The sequence below is a fragment of the Longimonas sp. genome, assembly GCF_040409695.1.
Lineage (GTDB): Bacteria > Bacteroidota > Rhodothermia > Rhodothermales > Salinibacteraceae > Longimonas.
In genome coordinates, this window is the sequence record NZ_JARWGJ010000036.1 from 1 (window position 1) to 16,347 (window position 16,347).

Here is a 16,347-nt window from a genome sequence, read left to right on the forward strand (position 1 = left end):
TCTACGTCATCTTCCGGTGCATCGGTATCCTGTGGGAAGTACGGCGTAAGGGCGTCGATAACGGCTTTGGCACCGAGGTACGAGCCGCCAATGCCAAGGCAGAGAAGCACATCCGCATCGCGTCGCAGGCGAGCGGCCTTGGCTTCCAAATCACCAATCAGGGCGTCGTCGGGCTGATCAACGAGCGTGCGCCATCCGAGAAAGTCGCTGCCCGGGCCGCTGCCATCTTTCACGGTCTGGTGTGCCTCGGTGATGGCCGGGGGCAGGTCGGCACGCGTGTAGTCGTCCAGGAAGGGACGAATGTGGGTGTCGTCTAATCGAATCATAGGGCTGGGCTGTGATAAGAGTACGATACGTGGACTGCGTTCAATTTTACGGACTCAACGGAGAGACCGGCGACGCAGATTCACACACCCCTATAATACGCTACAATAGGTGGCCCTTTATATGGATCGTCTGAGCAGCGTAAGAGCGGTTCGACTTGCAAAATGTGCCTCCGAGGCGACCAGGTAGACTCTTCAAGCTGCCATGCAAGATACACAAAGTAAGATACACAAAGAGCATATGGGGCAGGCAGAAGGCAGCTCGGATTGCGATCATCGTGGCAGATCACCGTGGCACGGTCATCGTGGCGCGCGAGAAACTGCCTCGGCACACGTCTCCGGATCTTCATGACGCAGGCCACGCACTTGTGGCCTATCTGCAGACTGTAAGAAAAGAAGTGCTCAGGAAAAGGAATGCGCCCCGTATCCGCCTGAAAAGGTTGCGCGGCGCGTAAGGATCTGCGAGTAGTGATAGGGGACGCCTACGATTCGTTTTGGTCGTAGTAAATGGTGTGGAAGCGGTAAGCACAGAAGAGAGCTGCACCGGTCATCAGCGCTCCCCGAAACCACATGCCGGCCAGTAGGCGCTGTCCTGCAATAAAGACGGCAACAACACCGATAACAAGGTAGACAATAGCTAAGAGGTTGGCGCGGTCCATGGCATTGGGGCGGTTATGAAAGGGGGAGGCGGAGGGCCTGCACAATGCGTTCTGCCTCAGAGGCATCAAGAAGCGTCTGCGAGGCTGTTTCGGGTACTTCAACAGGCACAGTCTCGACCATTTCGAGTCCGTAACCGGCCAGGCCGACCCGCTTTTTGGGGTTGTTGGTGATGAGGCGGAGCTTGCGCACGCCGAGGTTGCGAAGAATCTGGCATCCAATGCCATAGTCGCGCGGATCCATCGTGCCCTTAATACTCGCATTGGGTGAGGAAAGCGCTTGCAGGCGCTGGAGCAGCGTAGAGGATTGGGCCGATTGGCGCATGTATAGCACCACGCCTCGGCCCTCGTCTTCAACCATCATGAGGGAGGCAGCCAGCTGCTCGCTATGGGGGTCACGGCGGGCGGCAAACACATCGCCCAGCACGTTCTGCGAGTGCGCTCGTACAAGGATAGGTTCGTCTTCACGCCACTGCCCTTTGGCAAGCGCCAGGTGCACCTCGTTGGTGAGCTGGTCGCGGAACGGAAGGATGCGAAACGAGCCAAAGGCCGTTTCAATGGGGTACTCGCCGATGCGCTCCACCAGCCGCTCATGCTGCATCCGGTAGGCGATTAGGTCTTGAATCGTGATGATCGGCATGTCGAGTTCTTTGGCCAGCGGCAGCAGTTGGGGCACGCGGGCCATGGTGCCGTCTTCATTCATGATCTCGACGAGCGCCCCGGCCGGCGGATATCCGGCCAGGCGAGCCAGGTCAACAGCCGCTTCGGTATGCCCGGCACGTCGAAGGACGCCTCCGGTGCGTGCAATGAGTGGAAAGACATGCCCGGGACGTGCAAAGGCACTGGGGCTTTCGCTATCGTCGGCAAGGGCCTGAATGGTGGTGGCCCGGTCGCTGGCTGAGATGCCCGTTGTGGTTCCTTCTTTGTAGTCGACCGATACGGTGAACGACGTGTGGTGGATCTCCGAGTTCGACTCCACCATCAGGTTAAGATCCAGGTCGTGGGCCCGTTCGGGCGTGATGGCCGTACAGATGAGGCCACGTCCGCGCGTGGCCATGAAGTTGATCTGTTCGGGGGTGATCTCGCTGGCTACTCCGATAAAGTCGCCCTCGTTTTCGCGATCCTCGTCATCTACAACGATGATGAGCTCGCCACGCTGTAGGGCGGCAAGTGCAGTCTCAATGCTATTGAACTCGGAAGCGTCGGGCGTGGAGTTAGGCGATGCCATGAGCGCATGCGTGCGGATTAGTAAAACGGGAAGGCAATAACGAAACCAAGCGCTGCGCTGTTCGTGCGCAGTCTGTTACTTTACGTCTTCACCTTCCACCTGCGCGATTGCTGACTTGTCGATGCGGATCTTTACGCCGTTGCTATCGACCTGCGCAAGCACGCTGTCGTCATCAATGCGGCGCACGGTACCATGAATACCGCCAATCGTCACGATCTGGTCGCCCTTTGAGAGCTTGCTGACCATGTCTTCGTGCTGCTCCTCGCGTTTCTTCTGCGGCCGGTAGATAAAGAAGTAGAAGACCGCAAAGATGAGAAGGAACGGAAGGAGCAGTCCAAAAATACCGCCACCGCTTTCAGCATCGGCGGCGAGCAGGAACGGGGCGAATCCAAAAAGAGTCGGCATGGGAAAAACGCAGCATGAGAAAATACATAACCGTCGCCTAAACGAGCAATGTTTGGAACGGGTTCGCAGAAAGCCCTGCGAAAAAGCCTCACGAAGGTGAGAGGGGGCGTGTGCTGGAACGGCTTCAGCGACGGGCGAAGCACAGAAAGAGGAGCAAACAAAAAAATGGGCAAGCGACCCACATCGCGCCGCTGCGACCTCCTACCGCTGCTGCCTTCCGGCCCTGACGGAGTTCAGAGGGAGCTGGCCGTGTGGGACTTGCCCAATCCGTTGCGGGGTGTCCCCGCGCAAAGGTGCAATGCTATATTATATGGGGATGCAGTGTGTTCCCGTCCGTGTAGGTGAGCAGGCCGCGCCACGAAGTAAAATTGCGTTAAGGGGAGGGGGGAAGGCAGACGCGTGGGAAGGGCGCGTCTATCACTCTTCAATGCTGGGGCTTCAATGCTGGGGCTTCAATGCTGGGGGCGGCGGCAGGTTAAAGGGCGATCATGGAACAGTAAGTTAGGGACTCTCGCTGCTCCCTGATTCCAGCCTCAGTAGCCATATGTTGATGTTTGAAACCGGTCTGTAATCACAGAGTGTTAAAAGGGTGCGTGCCGTCTATGGTATGCTCGTAATACTTTGATTGCGTCTATTCACCAATGGGAGTAACCATTCGCGATGTTGCAAAAGTGGCTGGGGTTTCAGCCACAACTGTTTCGCGTGTGTTCAACCACAGCAACCTGGTGAATGACAAAACGCAGGAGCGTGTCCGGGCTGTGGCAAAGAACATGGGCTACCGCCCCAATGCTACAGCACAGAGCCTGAGCCATGGACGCACCCGCGTGGTGGGGGTTATCGTTCCGGCTCCGCATGGTGAGTTCTTCTCCGAGATTATTCGCGGGATTGATGAGGTGGCACAGGCAGCTAACCATCACCTTCTTATCTCCAGTTCTCATTATAGCTTATCCGAAAGCGAAGCGGCCCTCGATGCACTGCGTGGACGCGTAGATGGACTGCTCATCATGACTACGCACGTGGCTGCGCAGAAAGAACTGCTTGATGACATCGCTATCGATGTCCCCGTAGTATTTATGAACAGTGCGCTCGATGGCTCAACGTACAACACGTTCGAGATCGAGAATTGCAAAGGAGCCTACACGGCCACCAAACATCTCGTAGAGCAGGGACACGAAAAAATCGGGATCATTCTGGGCCCCTCAGATAGCCACGATGTGCGCGAGCGGGTAAAAGGATACCGGGCTGCACTGTCTGAAGCGGGGCTTGACCCAGACGCGCAGCCGATTATCGAAGGCGACTTCACGCAGGCGAGTGGCTATGAGGCGGGGCAAGAGATCCTTAATCTTGATGCGCTCCCCGATGCCTTCTTTTCGTGCAATGACTACATGGCAATCGGCGCTATGGCAGCACTTCAGAAAGCCGGCCTTCGCATACCCCACGATGTAGCCATTGCTGGATTTGATGATATCCCGAGCGCAAAGTACAATACCCCTGCGCTTACAACCGTACGTGTACCCGTGTACAGCCTGGGACAGAAAGCGGCCGAGCGACTCATCGATCTTGTCCATACCGACGGAGCATCAGAGGCGAAGCGGTACGTGATCCCTTCCGAATTGGTGATACGGGCAAGCACGTAAAGGGGCTATCACCTTAATTCCAATGCGTGCCTTCTCGCAAAGCATAGCACTCGCCCGAAATCGGTGTGCAGAGCCTCTAAAGGCCGTATTTCAAAAAAATGAGGCGTGGACTTGCAATTCTCTGTCCGGCAACATTATCATTAGAAACGGACATGAAACCGGTTTCAGTCAATTTTTTTGTTCAGTTATGAAACCGGTTTCAGTCAGGCTGGGCCCTGCTGGCACCTGCTATCTGTAATCAGTTTTTACATGCAAGCTGTCTCCGCCCCCCGAATATTTGGAAGCGCTTTGCTCCTGTCGGTTGGGCTTACGTTGATCACTTTTTTCGCATGAGTCTCCGTAATGTTATGACCTGGAAGAGGCTACTTCTGCTTACCGCTATTCTTCTAACCACCGGGCTTATCGTTGGTGCACCCAGTTCGTATGCCCAGACCGGTACCCTTACGGGCACGGTTGTAGAAGCCCGTACAGGGGCTCCGCTTCCGGGCGCAAACATTGTAATACAGGGAACGTCTACAGGAACGAGTGCCGATGCTGACGGCATCTACACGATTCAGAACGTGGAGCCCGGGACGTACACGCTTCGGACTACATTTGTCGGGTATCGGGCGTCGGTAGAAGAAAACGTTACTGTAGAAGCCGGCGAAACGACAACGGTCGACTTTGAGCTACAGGAAGACGGCCTCCTCGACGAAATTGTGGTTATTGGATACGGGGAGCAGCGGCGCCAGGATCTCACCTCGGCAGTGTCCTCAATCTCTGAGCAAGATCTGGCGGATCGCAGCATATCCGACCCTGTCGAGGCGCTTCAGGGCACGATTCCCGGCCTTGTTGTCACACAGAACTCCGGGAGTCCAGGAGAAGGATTCAGCGTGAGGATTCGCGGCGTTGGGTCAACAGGTGATAACGAGCCTCTTTATGTAGTTGATGGGCTCCCGATTCCCGATCGCCCCAATTACCTCAACCCCAGTGACATTGCATCGATTGATGTGATTAAAGACGCTGCCGGGGCCGCTATCTACGGCACGCAAGGAAGCAACGGGGTGATTATCATCACAACGAAGCAAGGCGACATGGGTGGAGAGACGCGTGTCAACTTCAATGCGCAGTATGGCGCATCCGAGGCGCCGCGCCAGATCGACATGCTGGGCGCAGCAGAGTACGCGACGCTCCGCAACGAAGCGGCGATCAATGCCGGGCAGGCACCTGTGTATGACAACCCGGCGTCGTTCCGGGGACAGTCGACCGACTGGCAAGACCAGATCTTCCAAACAGGCATCTTCCAGAAGTACAGCCTCGGCGTATCGGGTGGTGGAGACGGGTTCCGATTTCGCGTGAGCGGAGACTTTACCGATGAAGAGGGAATTGTCCGTACGTCTGATAACCGGCGCGTCAATTTCCGCATCAACTCTGAATACACCACCGACTCGGAGGTGCTCACGGTGGGTGAGAATCTGTCTATCAGCCGGAGCACACGCGGCACGGTTCCAGAGGGAGACGATGTACGTAACTTCATGATTCAAACGTTGCAGTTCGCCCCAACGGAGCCCGTGCGCGATCCGTCACTCGGCACAACGGGTGACTATACGTTCAGTCGGTTCGGAAACAATGCGTTCAACCCGGTTGCTGTGCTGGATTTCAACAACCAGCAAGATAAAGCAACGCGCATCGTAGGAAACGCTTTCGCTGATCTCGCCCCGCCTGTAATAGACGGGCTGAGCTTGAAAACAGATATTGGACTGGATCTGCGCTATGGAGACGGATACGGATTTACCCCTACTTATGAGGTGAGTCCGGAGTTTACAAATGCGATCAACAGCGTGTCTCGATTTACTGATCGCCGCTCTTCCATAATCTGGAGCAACACAGCTACATACGATCAGACTTTTGACCAACACAGCCTGACTATGCTCGGGGGGACGTCTGCCGAGTGGAATGCTTATGAGTTCGTTCAAGCAAGTCGGCAGGAGGTGCCCAGTGATGATCCCTCATTACGGTACTTGCAGCAGGGGACGGGAAGCCAGTCTGCTACGGGCACAATCGATCGATCGCGCATCATGTCGTACTTTGGGCGGGTCAACTACGGATTCGACAGCCGTTACCTCGTTACGCTTGTAGCACGCTACGACGGTTCCTCCCGCTTCGGTGCAAACAACCGATTTGGGTTCTTTCCTTCCTTCTCGGCTGCATGGCGTCTGTCTGAAGAAGCGTTCATGGCCGACTTTGACATGATAGACGAGATCAAGCTACGCGGTGGATATGGGATAAATGGAAACGATGCGATCGGCAATTTTGCGTTCCTTAGTGGAATCGAAGGGTTTCGCAATTACAACCTGGGACCTGCTGGTGACCGCAATATCTTTCCCGGTGCTACCGTAGCCGGAGCCGGTAATCCAGACTTGAAGTGGGAGGAGTCGCGTCAGACCAATATCGGCGTCGATGTTGCGCTCTTCAGTGATCGGTTTGAGCTTGCAGCCGACTACTATGTCAAGAACACCGTTGACCTTCTGATTGGGGTACCGCAGCTGTCTACAAGCGGTGCACAGCGCTTTGGGCAGGCTCAAAATGCCGGCGACATTCAGAACAGAGGGTTTGATCTGGCACTTGGCTGGGCCGACGAGCTGATGGGGGAGCCTTTACCTATCAGATTCAGGGTAACTTCTCCACCGTGGCCAATGAAGTGAAGAGCCTTGGTGATAGCGATGCAATTCCTGGTGGGGGGTACCGGCAGGGTCCACTAACCCGTACAGAAGTAGGACAGCCGATTGGGTCATACTACGGATTTGTGACCGATGGTATCTTTCAAACACAGGAAGAAGTCGACGAGCACGCATTTCAATCGGGAAACACGGCACCCGGTGATATCCGCTTTGTGGACCTTAATGGAGATGGAGTCATCGACGAGAACGACCGTACGTTCCTTGGCAATCCGTTTCCAGACTTCACCTATGGGCTTTCGGGGCGCATGTCGTTCCGAGGAGTGGATATGAGTTTTCTGTTCCAGGGCGTGCAGGGCGTTGAGCTCTTTCAGGCCTACCAGTACTACACGCTCGGATCCGGCGTCTTCAACCTTGAAAAAGAAGCCCTGAATCGTTGGACAGGACCGGGTACAAGCGATGAGGTGCCTCGCCTTACGGTTGATGACCCGAACCAAAATACACGCATTTCCGATCGATTCATCCGCGATGGATCTTATCTGAGGCTGAAAAACCTGACCATCGGCTATACGGTGCCCGACAGTTTCTTCGACGCAATTGGTGCATCCTCGTCCGTGCGCCAGGCGCGCATCTTTGTTGGCGGACAAAATCTACTCACCCTCACTGGATATGATGGACTCGATCCTGAAATTGGAGAGCGAAACGGTGTCCTCGATCGCGGAATCGACCGCGGCGTGTTTCCACAAGCACGTACCTACACCGTCGGTATAGACTTCCAGTTTTAGCAGGATGCATTTCGCGGCCTTGGGTCTGCGGTAAATATGTCCACACAATAGCAAACCATTGCTTCTTGACTATGACTCTACCTACGATTTTGAAGCCCCTTATATCCATTCGATTTCTTGTGCCGGCCAGTGCAATGCTGATTGCAGCGGCCCTCATGGTGTCGACGAGCGGCTGCGACAACATGCTTGATATTGACCCGAAGGGTACGCAGACCTCAGCCAACTTCTTTCAGAGTGCTGATGATGCCAACCGGGCCTTAGCAGGTGTATACAGTGGCATCCAGCAGCAGGTGCGCGCCACATATCAGGGGGCGCCAGAGTTCTTAGCAGGCTATGACATGGTGTTTGGCGCGGTTGCATCTGACAATGCGTTCAAAGGCGGAGAGAGCCGAAACGACCAGCCTGATATGGACGATGTGCAGACCTTCAGCGTTGACCCCAGCAATCTGTACGTTGCCAAAATGTGGAGCAGCCTTTACGAGGTCGTGACGCGGTCAAACCGTATTCTTGAACGCGTTCCCGACATCGAAATGGATGAAGAGGAGAAAGACATCATCTTGGCTGAAGCGCGGTTCTTGCGGGCATACGCGTACTTCTATCTGCTCCAAGCATTCGGGATGGATCCCGACACGAACAACGGGCCGGGCATTGTGCTGCTTGATGGCCCGGTAACCATCGGTGCAGCCGATCAGCCGCGCTCTTCAGAGCCTGACGTCTGGGCACAGATTGAAGAAGATCTGCAGGTCGGAATTGATACGCTTCCTACTAAGAGCGAGCTTCCCAACTCAGAACAGGGTCGAGCAACACGCGGAGCGGCCCAAGCACTGTTGGTGAAAGCGTACATCTTCCAGGAAAACTGGGGCAGCGCAGAGTCACTTGCCCTTGAGGTCATCAACTCGGGCGAATATATGCTCGCAAACGATTTTGAAGGTATTTTCCGAACGTCTGGCGAGCACGGCCCCGGTTCGATCTTCGAGATCAACTACGCCACGATTCCGAACGAAGAAGAAGGATATTACGGCAATGTGTACCAGGCCAGCCGCTCTACCTGGGGCTTTGGTTTCAAGAACCCGACGCAGGATCTCGTTGATGCCTTTGATAGCAACGATCCCCGTCTTGCTGCCACCGTCATCTTCGACGGAGAGGTGATGCCAGACGGTACGACGGTAGATGGAGGCGCAAGCCGGTCGGGCTATCACAACAGAAAAATCTGGATTCCGCAGGTTGAGTACCCGCAGAACAACGGGCAGGGCGTTTTCGCCGGTCCGAGCAATGTGCGCTACCTCCGCCTTGCCAACGTGCTGCTATGGCACGCTGAGGCCGCCAACGAAAACGGCAATACAGCGGCTGCACTCGAATCACTCAACCAGGTACGAGAGCGCGCACGCAACAACGCCGACAACCCTTCCGGTGTGCTTCCAGATGTCGCAACCACCGACCAGGCTGAACTTCGCGAAGCAATCTACCGCGAGCGCCGCCTGGAGCTGGCCATGGAAGATTTGCGCTTCTTTGACCTGGTGCGCCAGGGCCGTGCTCCGGAAGTACTCGGTGAGGCCGGATTTACCGAAGGCATACACGAGCGCATGCCTATCCCACAGCGTGAGGTTGACCTCAGCGGTGGTGCCCTCACGCAAAACCCTGGCTACTAACCCAGGAACTAACCCGGCATCCCCTGCTCCGCAGCACACCTTCAACTTCTTTCTCCCGACTGTTTCGTTGACATGAACACCACTGCACTCTTGCATCCGCTATCGTACCGAACTGCGCTATCCATCCTGCTGATAAGTGCGCTGTCCCTTTTTGCAGGAGGCCTGTTTGTAGGCTGTGACCAGGGGGGGATGAGCGATGACGGCAACAATTTCATCGCACCCAACACCTCGCGCCTCAGCTTTGAAGTTGCTCCCGGAGCCCCCGACACAACCCAGCAGCTCACTCTCAGCTATAACTCGCTGGACGAGCACCCAAGTCCAGACGAAGTGTCTGGGCCGTTTTCGATTGAGGTTGCTGACGAAACAGGAAGCCCCTCAAACGGAAGCAGCACGTTCAACGTCACGTTCACGCCCCCCGAAGACATAAGCAGCTTTACTGAACGCGTTGTGTTTCGGTCGGGGAGTCAGGCAGTCACGATCCAACTGTTTGGAGCTGTCGGATTCGACGATGAACTCATCACCAACTATGCGGGCGACGGCGTTGTAACTGATTTCTTTGGGTTCAACGGCATTGGCGCCGAAGCTGTAAATGGACAACTCGTGCTAACCGGCTCGGATACCGGCGGACCCGGACAGTTTCCAGGGGTCGTTCACCTGTTTGATGGCGTCGTCGACTTCAGCGAGACGCCGGTTCTGGTAGCACGTATGAAAGTATCTGACGAAAGCGCTGGACCGGCTATCGTACGCGCTGCGCTGAACCAACAGGGCGACGCTCCCGATGCGAACGCCAGCGTGGCTCCGCTCATCAAGGAGGTGCCTGCCGACGATGAGTACCGCGAGTACTACTTCGACTTTCGAGACAACTTCGCACAGTTTGACGGGCAGCCGGTCGATCCGTCGAACATCGCTGAACTGGTCTTTCTGGTGAATGACGATGGGTCGTTGCAGGCTCTTGAGCGCTCCGATACGTTTACGGGGACCGTCTTTGTAGATCGCGTCGCCCGAAGAGCCGATATTCCCGGGGAAGAAGATGGCGGAAATACGCCTCCTACAGCCCGCTTTACGTTTGAGCCCAACAGTCCAACAGTCGGCGAGGCTGTTAACTTCACCGATGAGTCAACCGACGATGGGATGATCATCGCTCGCGACTGGGACTTTGGAGATGGTGCTACGGGGGCAGGTGAAACACCCACCCACACGTACACGGCCGCCGGAGAGTACAGCGTGGTCCTCACCGTCACCGACGACGAGGGCGCTACCGGCACGTCTACCCAGACCGTTACGGTAACAGACGACACGGAGGACGATGAGTCCAGCGATTTCCGGGGCGATGAAAATGGAGACGGCCGCATCCTCTTCGATGATTTCGAAGATGGCATTGCAGACTACTTCACCTTTGAAGGCGCAGGCGCAAGTATTTCACTGGCCGAAAGTAGCGATACGCCTCCGGAAAGCAGCGGATCTACAGCGCTGGCGGCTACGATTGACGGAGGAAGCGGCGGCGGATTTGCTGGATTCGGCAAGACCGGAGACGGCATTGACGTCAGTGATCTGGGCGAAGACCCGTACTTCACCATGTTTGTGAAGTCGGATGCCACGCAGCCGTTTGAGCTGGAGATCAATCTTCAGGAAGACCAGAGCGGGAGCGGCAGTTTCGACGGAGATGGCCCGGTAGACGATGAGTTTCGCTACGACTTCTTCGTAGATCCTGAGGTGTCAGGCTACACACGCATCAGCGTGCCCCTGAGTGCCTTTCAGGACGACAACAGCGTCAATCCAGGTGGCGACGGTGAACTGTCTTCGCGTATTGCTAATCTGGTGTTTGCTATCGGCAACATGCCTGATGAGACGTTCACGATCACGATCGACGATATCATCTACTCCAGCGAAGATCTCGGCACAGGCGATGAAACAGTACAGAGCGCCTGCAGCACAAGCGAGTACGAGCTCTTCTTTGAGGATGATTTCAACGCGCCCAACGACGAATTCTGGGATCGCGGCGACGCGACGTTCAACGGCAATCTTGCCTACTTCCGCCCGGAAAACATCACGTACGAGGGCGGAAGAATGATACTCAACCTGAAAAAAGAGAACTTCCAGGGGCGTCCGTATACAGGCGCTGAGCTGCGTACCGACAATGAAGACGGATTCTACAGCTACGGCTGCTACGAGGTGCGTATGAAGTCAGCCGGGCCCAGCGGCACGGTCTCCTCCTTCTTTGCCTTCCGGTTTAACCCCTGGCAAGAGATCGACATCGAGATCCTCGGCAAAAACAACCGCTCGATGTTAACAAACATCTTTTACAACGATGGGCCTGCGGGCGAGCCAAACAACGATGCGTTTGAAGTGCCACCGTTCCCAGAAAGCGTAGGGCTCAGCTACGACGCCTCGCAAGAGTTCCACAACTACGCATTTGAGTGGCTGCCGGGCGAAATTAAGTGGTACCGTGATGGACAGCTTGTAAAACAGGCCACGGTGTCGGGAGCCAACCCGAGTGACATCCCGGATCTTGAAATGCAGATCATGATGAATCTGTGGGTATCGGATTCGCCAAGCTTTGCCGGAGAGATTGACGACAGCGACTTCCCCGTCCGCTCCGAATACGAGTGGGTACGTTTCTATCGGCCGATAAACTAAGAATCCCGATAAGAATCTCTCTAATCAGCCGGATGATGAGGCCCTTGTGTGGCCTCATCACTCCAACCTACATCACTTTTAAGCTATGCCTATGTATCGCGTCACTACTTCTGGCATGTTTTCCGGGGCGTTCGTGAGCACGCTACTACTTGTGCTTGCGTTTGGTTTTATTACGGTCGCTGGGTGTACGCAAACACAGCCGAGTGCCGATTCTACGTCGCCTTCCGATGAAACGCAGGCCGACTCACCGTCTATGTCATCAAACGAACTAAGCCAAACCGGAGAGCTTGCTTCTGCGGAAGGAGCCCTCATGCCGCTGGACCGCTCTGTCTCGCTGCTCGATATCGGGCCGCGCCTTGTATCGTCACAGTCCACGTCCAGTCAGGTGTTTATCGATCAGGCGGTGGCGCAGGGCTCAGAGCGCCAGGCCTCTAACATTGAGGCGCGCGTCGATTCGCTCTTGGACCTGATGACCCTGGAGGAAAAAGTCGGGCAGATGACGCAGTTTGAGCTGGGCATGGTAACGGATGATGATCCCTTTCCGCAGCCCATCAACCAGGAAGAGCTGCAGCGCGTGGTGCGCGATTACCATGTAGGCTCGTTGCTCAACGTAGTTGATACTGCGTTCCCCCTCGACCACTGGCACGAAATCATCGGAGCCGTGCAGGAAGAAGCCCGGCAGACGCGCCTGGGCATTCCGGTGCTCTATGGCATCGACGCGATGCATGGCGCAAACTACACCCAAGAAGCAATTCTCTTTCCACAGGCACAGGGGCTGGCTGCCACCTGGAACGTTCACCTGGTTGAAGAGGTCGGGGCCATCACCGCGCGTGATGTGCGGGCCAGCGGCATCCCGTGGAATTTTGCACCGGTGTTAGATGCGGGACGCGACCTGCGCTGGCCGCGCCTCTATGAGACCTTCGGCGAAGATGCCCACCTGACTACAGCCATGGGGCTTGCGATAAACAAAGCCCAGCAGGGAGATGACATGTCCGGTGAAAGACAGGTTGCTTCAACCCTGAAGCACTTTATTGGCTATTCTGTGTCGGATAGCGGGCGCGACCGCACCCCGGCTACGATCTCTGAGATTGAGCTGCGCGAGCAGCATCTTCCGCCGTTCGAGGCGGCCATAGATGCCGGTGCCGCCTCGGTGATGGTTAACTCCGGAGAAGTAAATGGCGTACCCGTGCACTCAAGTCACTACTTACTGACCGATGTGCTACGTGGCGAACTGGGGTTCGATGGACTGATACTCACCGACTGGCTCGACATCAAAAAGCTGGTATCGCTTCACCATGTCGCTGCAGATGAACGTGAAGCCACAAAAATGGCCATTGAGGCGGGCATTGACATGAGCATGGTGCCGTCTGATGTATCGTTCATTGAGCACCTGACTTCCCTCGTCGAAGATGGCGAAATCACTGAGTCGCGTATCGATGAGTCGGTGCGGCGTATTCTTCGGCTCAAGTTTGAGCTTGGTCTGTTCGAAGACCCGATGGCAGGAATCGAACTGGCTGACGAAGTAGGAAGTGACCGTGATCGCCAGGTCGCCCTGCAGGCCGCGCATGAGTCCGTTACGCTTCTGCGAAATGAAGACGACCTGCTGCCGCTTTCAGAAGATCAGAATGTGCTTGTAACCGGCCCTACCTCTCACTCAATGCAGTCGCTCAACAACGGGTGGACGTACACCTGGCAGGGGGGCGGCCGCGCACAAGATCTCTTTCACGAAGGGCGCCCCACCGTCATGGAGGCCGTGCGTGAGCGAGTGGGCGAAGCACAGATGACATACATGCCCGGTAGTACGCTAACCCGATTAGACCAGATAGATGAGGCCGTAGATGCAGCGCACGAGGCTGATGTTGCCATCGTTGCACTGGGCGAAGGTGCGTACACCGAAACCGCCGGCAACCTGCAGCACTCTCTCATGCTGCCAGAGGCGCAACGCCGTTTGCTGCAAGAAGTGGCAGCCACAGGCACTCCTGTTGTGCTCGTGCTGCTGCAAGGACGGCCGCGTACGCTGGGAGTAGCCCATGAGGCAGCCGATGCTATCGTCACCGCATACAACCCTGGAACAGAAGGCGGTCAGGCTGTGGTCGACGTGCTCTACGGCGATGTGAATCCGTCGGGCCACCTTCCCCATACATATCCGAGCCGACCCACCGGATACGCGCTCTACGACCACAAGCACAGCGAGCGGCTCGACGCCGAGTTTGGGACAGACGGCGCTACGCCGCTCTTCCCGTTCGGACACGGACTCTCGTACACTACGTTTGACTATAGCGACCTGACGGTAAGCGAAACGTCTCTGTCGACTGGTGCCCTCCATGAAGGAGAGGAAGTCGAGGTCGAAGTGACAATCACAAACACCGGCGATCGCGCTGGAAGTGATGTCGTGCAGCTCTACATGAGCCAGGAGTTCGCATCCGTAACCCCGTCGGTGCGAAAGCTGAAGCGCTTTGCAAAGGTTGATCTGGAGCCCGGAAGCTCAGAAACCCTGACCTTCCAGCTGACCTGGGACGACTTCAGCTTCATCGGTCGGGATGCACGCCCGGTTGTGGAATCGGGGCCTTTTACCATCCAGGTTGATAGCCTCGACGCTGAGATAACACTCACCGGAGCACCCACGTCAAACGCGGCGCTGCTGCCCCGTGTAGAGCAGGCGGTCCAACCAGAACCGTCTGCATCCATGTAACCCCCTATAGGCTGGTGGGTGCTTCTGGACAATAGGTGCTTCCGTACAAAAGGGGCACCCACCGTGCAGCGTATTGAACGAGCAGCAACAGTGCCGTACATGGCGTAGGTGCGATCGGCGTAGGTGAAATGCTGCTCTCGCTCTGGGCCGCACTCCAGGATTTGACGTACCGCTTCCGACGTGCCTCTTCCTCAATTTTCCGTGTTATGAAAGACAGGCAGGCAAACATCCCCGCGCCCGAGCAAGAACAGGGCAACACCCCATTGGTCGTGCTAATCTCGATGGCAGCGGCGCTGGGCGGGTTTCTGTTTGGATTCGACAGCGGGGTCATCAACGGCACGGTCGACGCGCTTCAAGATGCGTTCGACTCCGACGCCGTCGGCACCGGATTTAACGTTGCGTCTATGCTCCTGGGGAGTGCCGTAGGGGCGTTCTTTGCGGGTACGGTGGCCGACCGATATGGCCGTCGCCCGGTCATGATTGCTACTGCGATTGTTTTTATCATAAGCGCATGGGGATCTGGAGTAGCAGGCAGCTCCGCGACGTTTGTCTTCTTTCGTCTGATCGGTGGCGTGGCAGTCGGCGCAGCGAGCGTGCTGGCGCCCGCCTACATCAGCGAGGTGGCTCCCGCCCACATCCGCGGGCGCCTGGCCACGCTGCAGCAGCTGATGATCGTGATCGGGCTGTTTATCGCATTTCTGAGCAACTACCTGATCGCAGGATCGGCGGGAAGCGCGTCGGCGCTCTTCTGGTGGGACTTCCCGGCCTGGCGATGGATGTACTGGGTGGAGATCATCCCCGGATCCATCTTTCTGATTAGCCTGCTCGCAATTCCCGAGTCGCCGCGCTATCTGGTGGCGGCCGGACGCGAATCGGAAGCCCAGGCGGTGCTGCAGCGGCTTCTCAACGCAAAAGAGAAGGCCCGGCAGACGGTAGCCAATATTAAAGACACGGTGCTGGAGAGCCGTAAACCGCGTCTTGCCGACATCATCAGCGAGCACACCGGACGCGTGCATCCGATTGTATGGGTCGGGCTTGGGCTGGCCGCACTGCAGCAGTTTACCGGCATCAACGTCATCTTCTACTACGGCGCGACGCTCTGGCAGGCCGCCGGATTCGACGAGTCGAGCGCGCTGATGCAAAACGTAATCAGCGGCTCGGTGAATGTGTTCTTTACCTTCGTGGCCATTGCGCTGATCGATAAAGTGGGGCGGCGTCCGCTGCTGCTGATCGGCGCGCTGGGGCAGGCCGCAATGCTCGGCGTGATGGCGTTTGTGTTTGGCACCGCCGCCACCGGCGATGCCGACGCGCTGCAGCTTAGCGACAACGCTGGCCTGGTTGCGCTGCTGGCTGCAAACGCCTACATCGCGTTCTTTGCCTTTTCGTGGGGCCCGGTCATGTGGGTGATGCTCGGCGAGATGTTTCCGAACAAGTTCCGTGGCGCCGCGCTGGCGCTGGCCGGACTGGTGCAGTGGCTGTCGAACTTTGTGATTACGATGACCTTTCCGGTGCTGCTGGCGAGCGTGGGGCTTGGCGTCTCATATGGCATCTACGCAGCGTTTGGTGTGCTGGCGTTCGTATTCGTGAAGCGCTACATCCGGGAGACGATGGGACGCACCCTCGAAGACATGTCGCGCGAGCACGAAGCCGCCGATGCACGTGCCGGTGGCGCGCTTTA

General features: G+C 56.6%; 10 protein-coding genes, 1 other RNA gene and 1 pseudogene. 7 read left to right on the plus strand and 5 right to left on the minus strand.

Going from position 1 to position 16,347, the window contains the following annotated elements:
* The 5 genes and pseudogenes from PPP56_RS02035 to ffs all read right to left on the minus strand — a co-directional run.
* A pseudogene (locus tag PPP56_RS02035) lies at positions 1-326 on the minus strand (glucose-6-phosphate isomerase); the annotation flags it as partial.
* A 479-nt stretch (positions 327-805) separates the two neighbouring features.
* Positions 806-982: a hypothetical protein gene (locus PPP56_RS02040; RefSeq protein WP_353562284.1), complete on the minus strand. Its 177-nt coding sequence runs from the start codon at positions 980-982 to the stop codon at positions 806-808.
* Positions 983-995: 13 nt separating this feature from the next.
* On the minus strand, positions 996-2,207 hold the full coding sequence (gene ribB, locus PPP56_RS02045; protein ID WP_353562286.1) for a 3,4-dihydroxy-2-butanone-4-phosphate synthase: 1,212 nt from the start codon (positions 2,205-2,207) through the stop codon (positions 996-998).
* Positions 2,208-2,282: 75 nt separating this feature from the next.
* On the minus strand, positions 2,283-2,612 hold the full coding sequence (gene yajC, locus PPP56_RS02050; RefSeq protein ID WP_353562288.1) for a preprotein translocase subunit YajC: 330 nt from the start codon (positions 2,610-2,612) through the stop codon (positions 2,283-2,285).
* 164 nt (positions 2,613-2,776) lie between these two features.
* An RNA gene (gene ffs / locus PPP56_RS02055) (signal recognition particle sRNA small type) lies at positions 2,777-2,876 on the minus strand.
* 377 nt (positions 2,877-3,253) lie between these two features.
* Between ffs and PPP56_RS02060 the strand changes: the two genes are divergently transcribed.
* The 7 genes from PPP56_RS02060 to PPP56_RS02090 form a co-directional block, all read left to right on the plus strand.
* Entirely contained in the window at positions 3,254-4,249 is a 996-nt protein-coding gene (locus PPP56_RS02060) for a LacI family DNA-binding transcriptional regulator (RefSeq protein WP_353562290.1), read from the plus strand.
* 329 nt (positions 4,250-4,578) lie between these two features.
* A complete protein-coding gene (locus PPP56_RS02065) occupies positions 4,579-6,933 on the plus strand; it encodes a SusC/RagA family TonB-linked outer membrane protein (protein ID WP_353562293.1) in 2,355 nt (784 codons plus the stop codon).
* Entirely contained in the window at positions 6,918-7,691 is a 774-nt protein-coding gene (locus tag PPP56_RS02070) for a SusC/RagA family TonB-linked outer membrane protein (RefSeq protein WP_353562295.1), read from the plus strand. Before PPP56_RS02065 ends, PPP56_RS02070 begins: the two co-directional genes overlap by 16 nt.
* Before the next feature lie 89 nt (positions 7,692-7,780).
* Positions 7,781-9,340: a RagB/SusD family nutrient uptake outer membrane protein gene (locus PPP56_RS02075; RefSeq protein WP_353562297.1), complete on the plus strand. Its 1,560-nt coding sequence runs from the start codon at positions 7,781-7,783 to the stop codon at positions 9,338-9,340.
* Between the two features lie 72 nt (positions 9,341-9,412).
* The gene (locus PPP56_RS02080; protein WP_353562299.1) at positions 9,413-11,977 is read left to right on the plus strand and encodes a family 16 glycosylhydrolase; all 2,565 of its coding nucleotides are present in this window, start codon (positions 9,413-9,415) and stop codon (positions 11,975-11,977) included.
* A gap of 85 nt (positions 11,978-12,062) precedes the next feature.
* Complete coding sequence (locus PPP56_RS02085) at positions 12,063-14,669, plus strand: glycoside hydrolase family 3 N-terminal domain-containing protein (protein ID WP_353562301.1); 2,607 nt, start codon at positions 12,063-12,065, stop codon at positions 14,667-14,669.
* Positions 14,670-14,875: 206 nt separating this feature from the next.
* The coding region (locus tag PPP56_RS02090) for a sugar porter family MFS transporter (RefSeq protein ID WP_353562303.1) at positions 14,876-16,347 on the plus strand (1,472 nt) is incomplete at its 3' end.

What these genes read in the sequence shown, in the direction of transcription:
- PPP56_RS02040 (WP_353562284.1), bottom strand. Translation starts at nt 982, where the DNA reads ATGGACCGCGCCAACCTCTTAGCTATTGTCTACCTTGTTATCGGTGTT.
- ribB (WP_353562286.1), bottom strand. Translation starts at nt 2,207, where the DNA reads ATGGCATCGCCTAACTCCACGCCCGACGCTTCCGAGTTCAATAGCATT.
- yajC (WP_353562288.1), bottom strand. Translation starts at nt 2,612, where the DNA reads ATGCCGACTCTTTTTGGATTCGCCCCGTTCCTGCTCGCCGCCGATGCT.
- PPP56_RS02060 (WP_353562290.1), top strand. Translation starts at nt 3,254, where the DNA reads ATGGGAGTAACCATTCGCGATGTTGCAAAAGTGGCTGGGGTTTCAGCC.
- PPP56_RS02065 (WP_353562293.1), top strand. Translation starts at nt 4,579, where the DNA reads ATGAGTCTCCGTAATGTTATGACCTGGAAGAGGCTACTTCTGCTTACC.
- PPP56_RS02080 (WP_353562299.1), top strand. Translation starts at nt 9,413, where the DNA reads ATGAACACCACTGCACTCTTGCATCCGCTATCGTACCGAACTGCGCTA.
- PPP56_RS02085 (WP_353562301.1), top strand. Translation starts at nt 12,063, where the DNA reads ATGCCTATGTATCGCGTCACTACTTCTGGCATGTTTTCCGGGGCGTTC.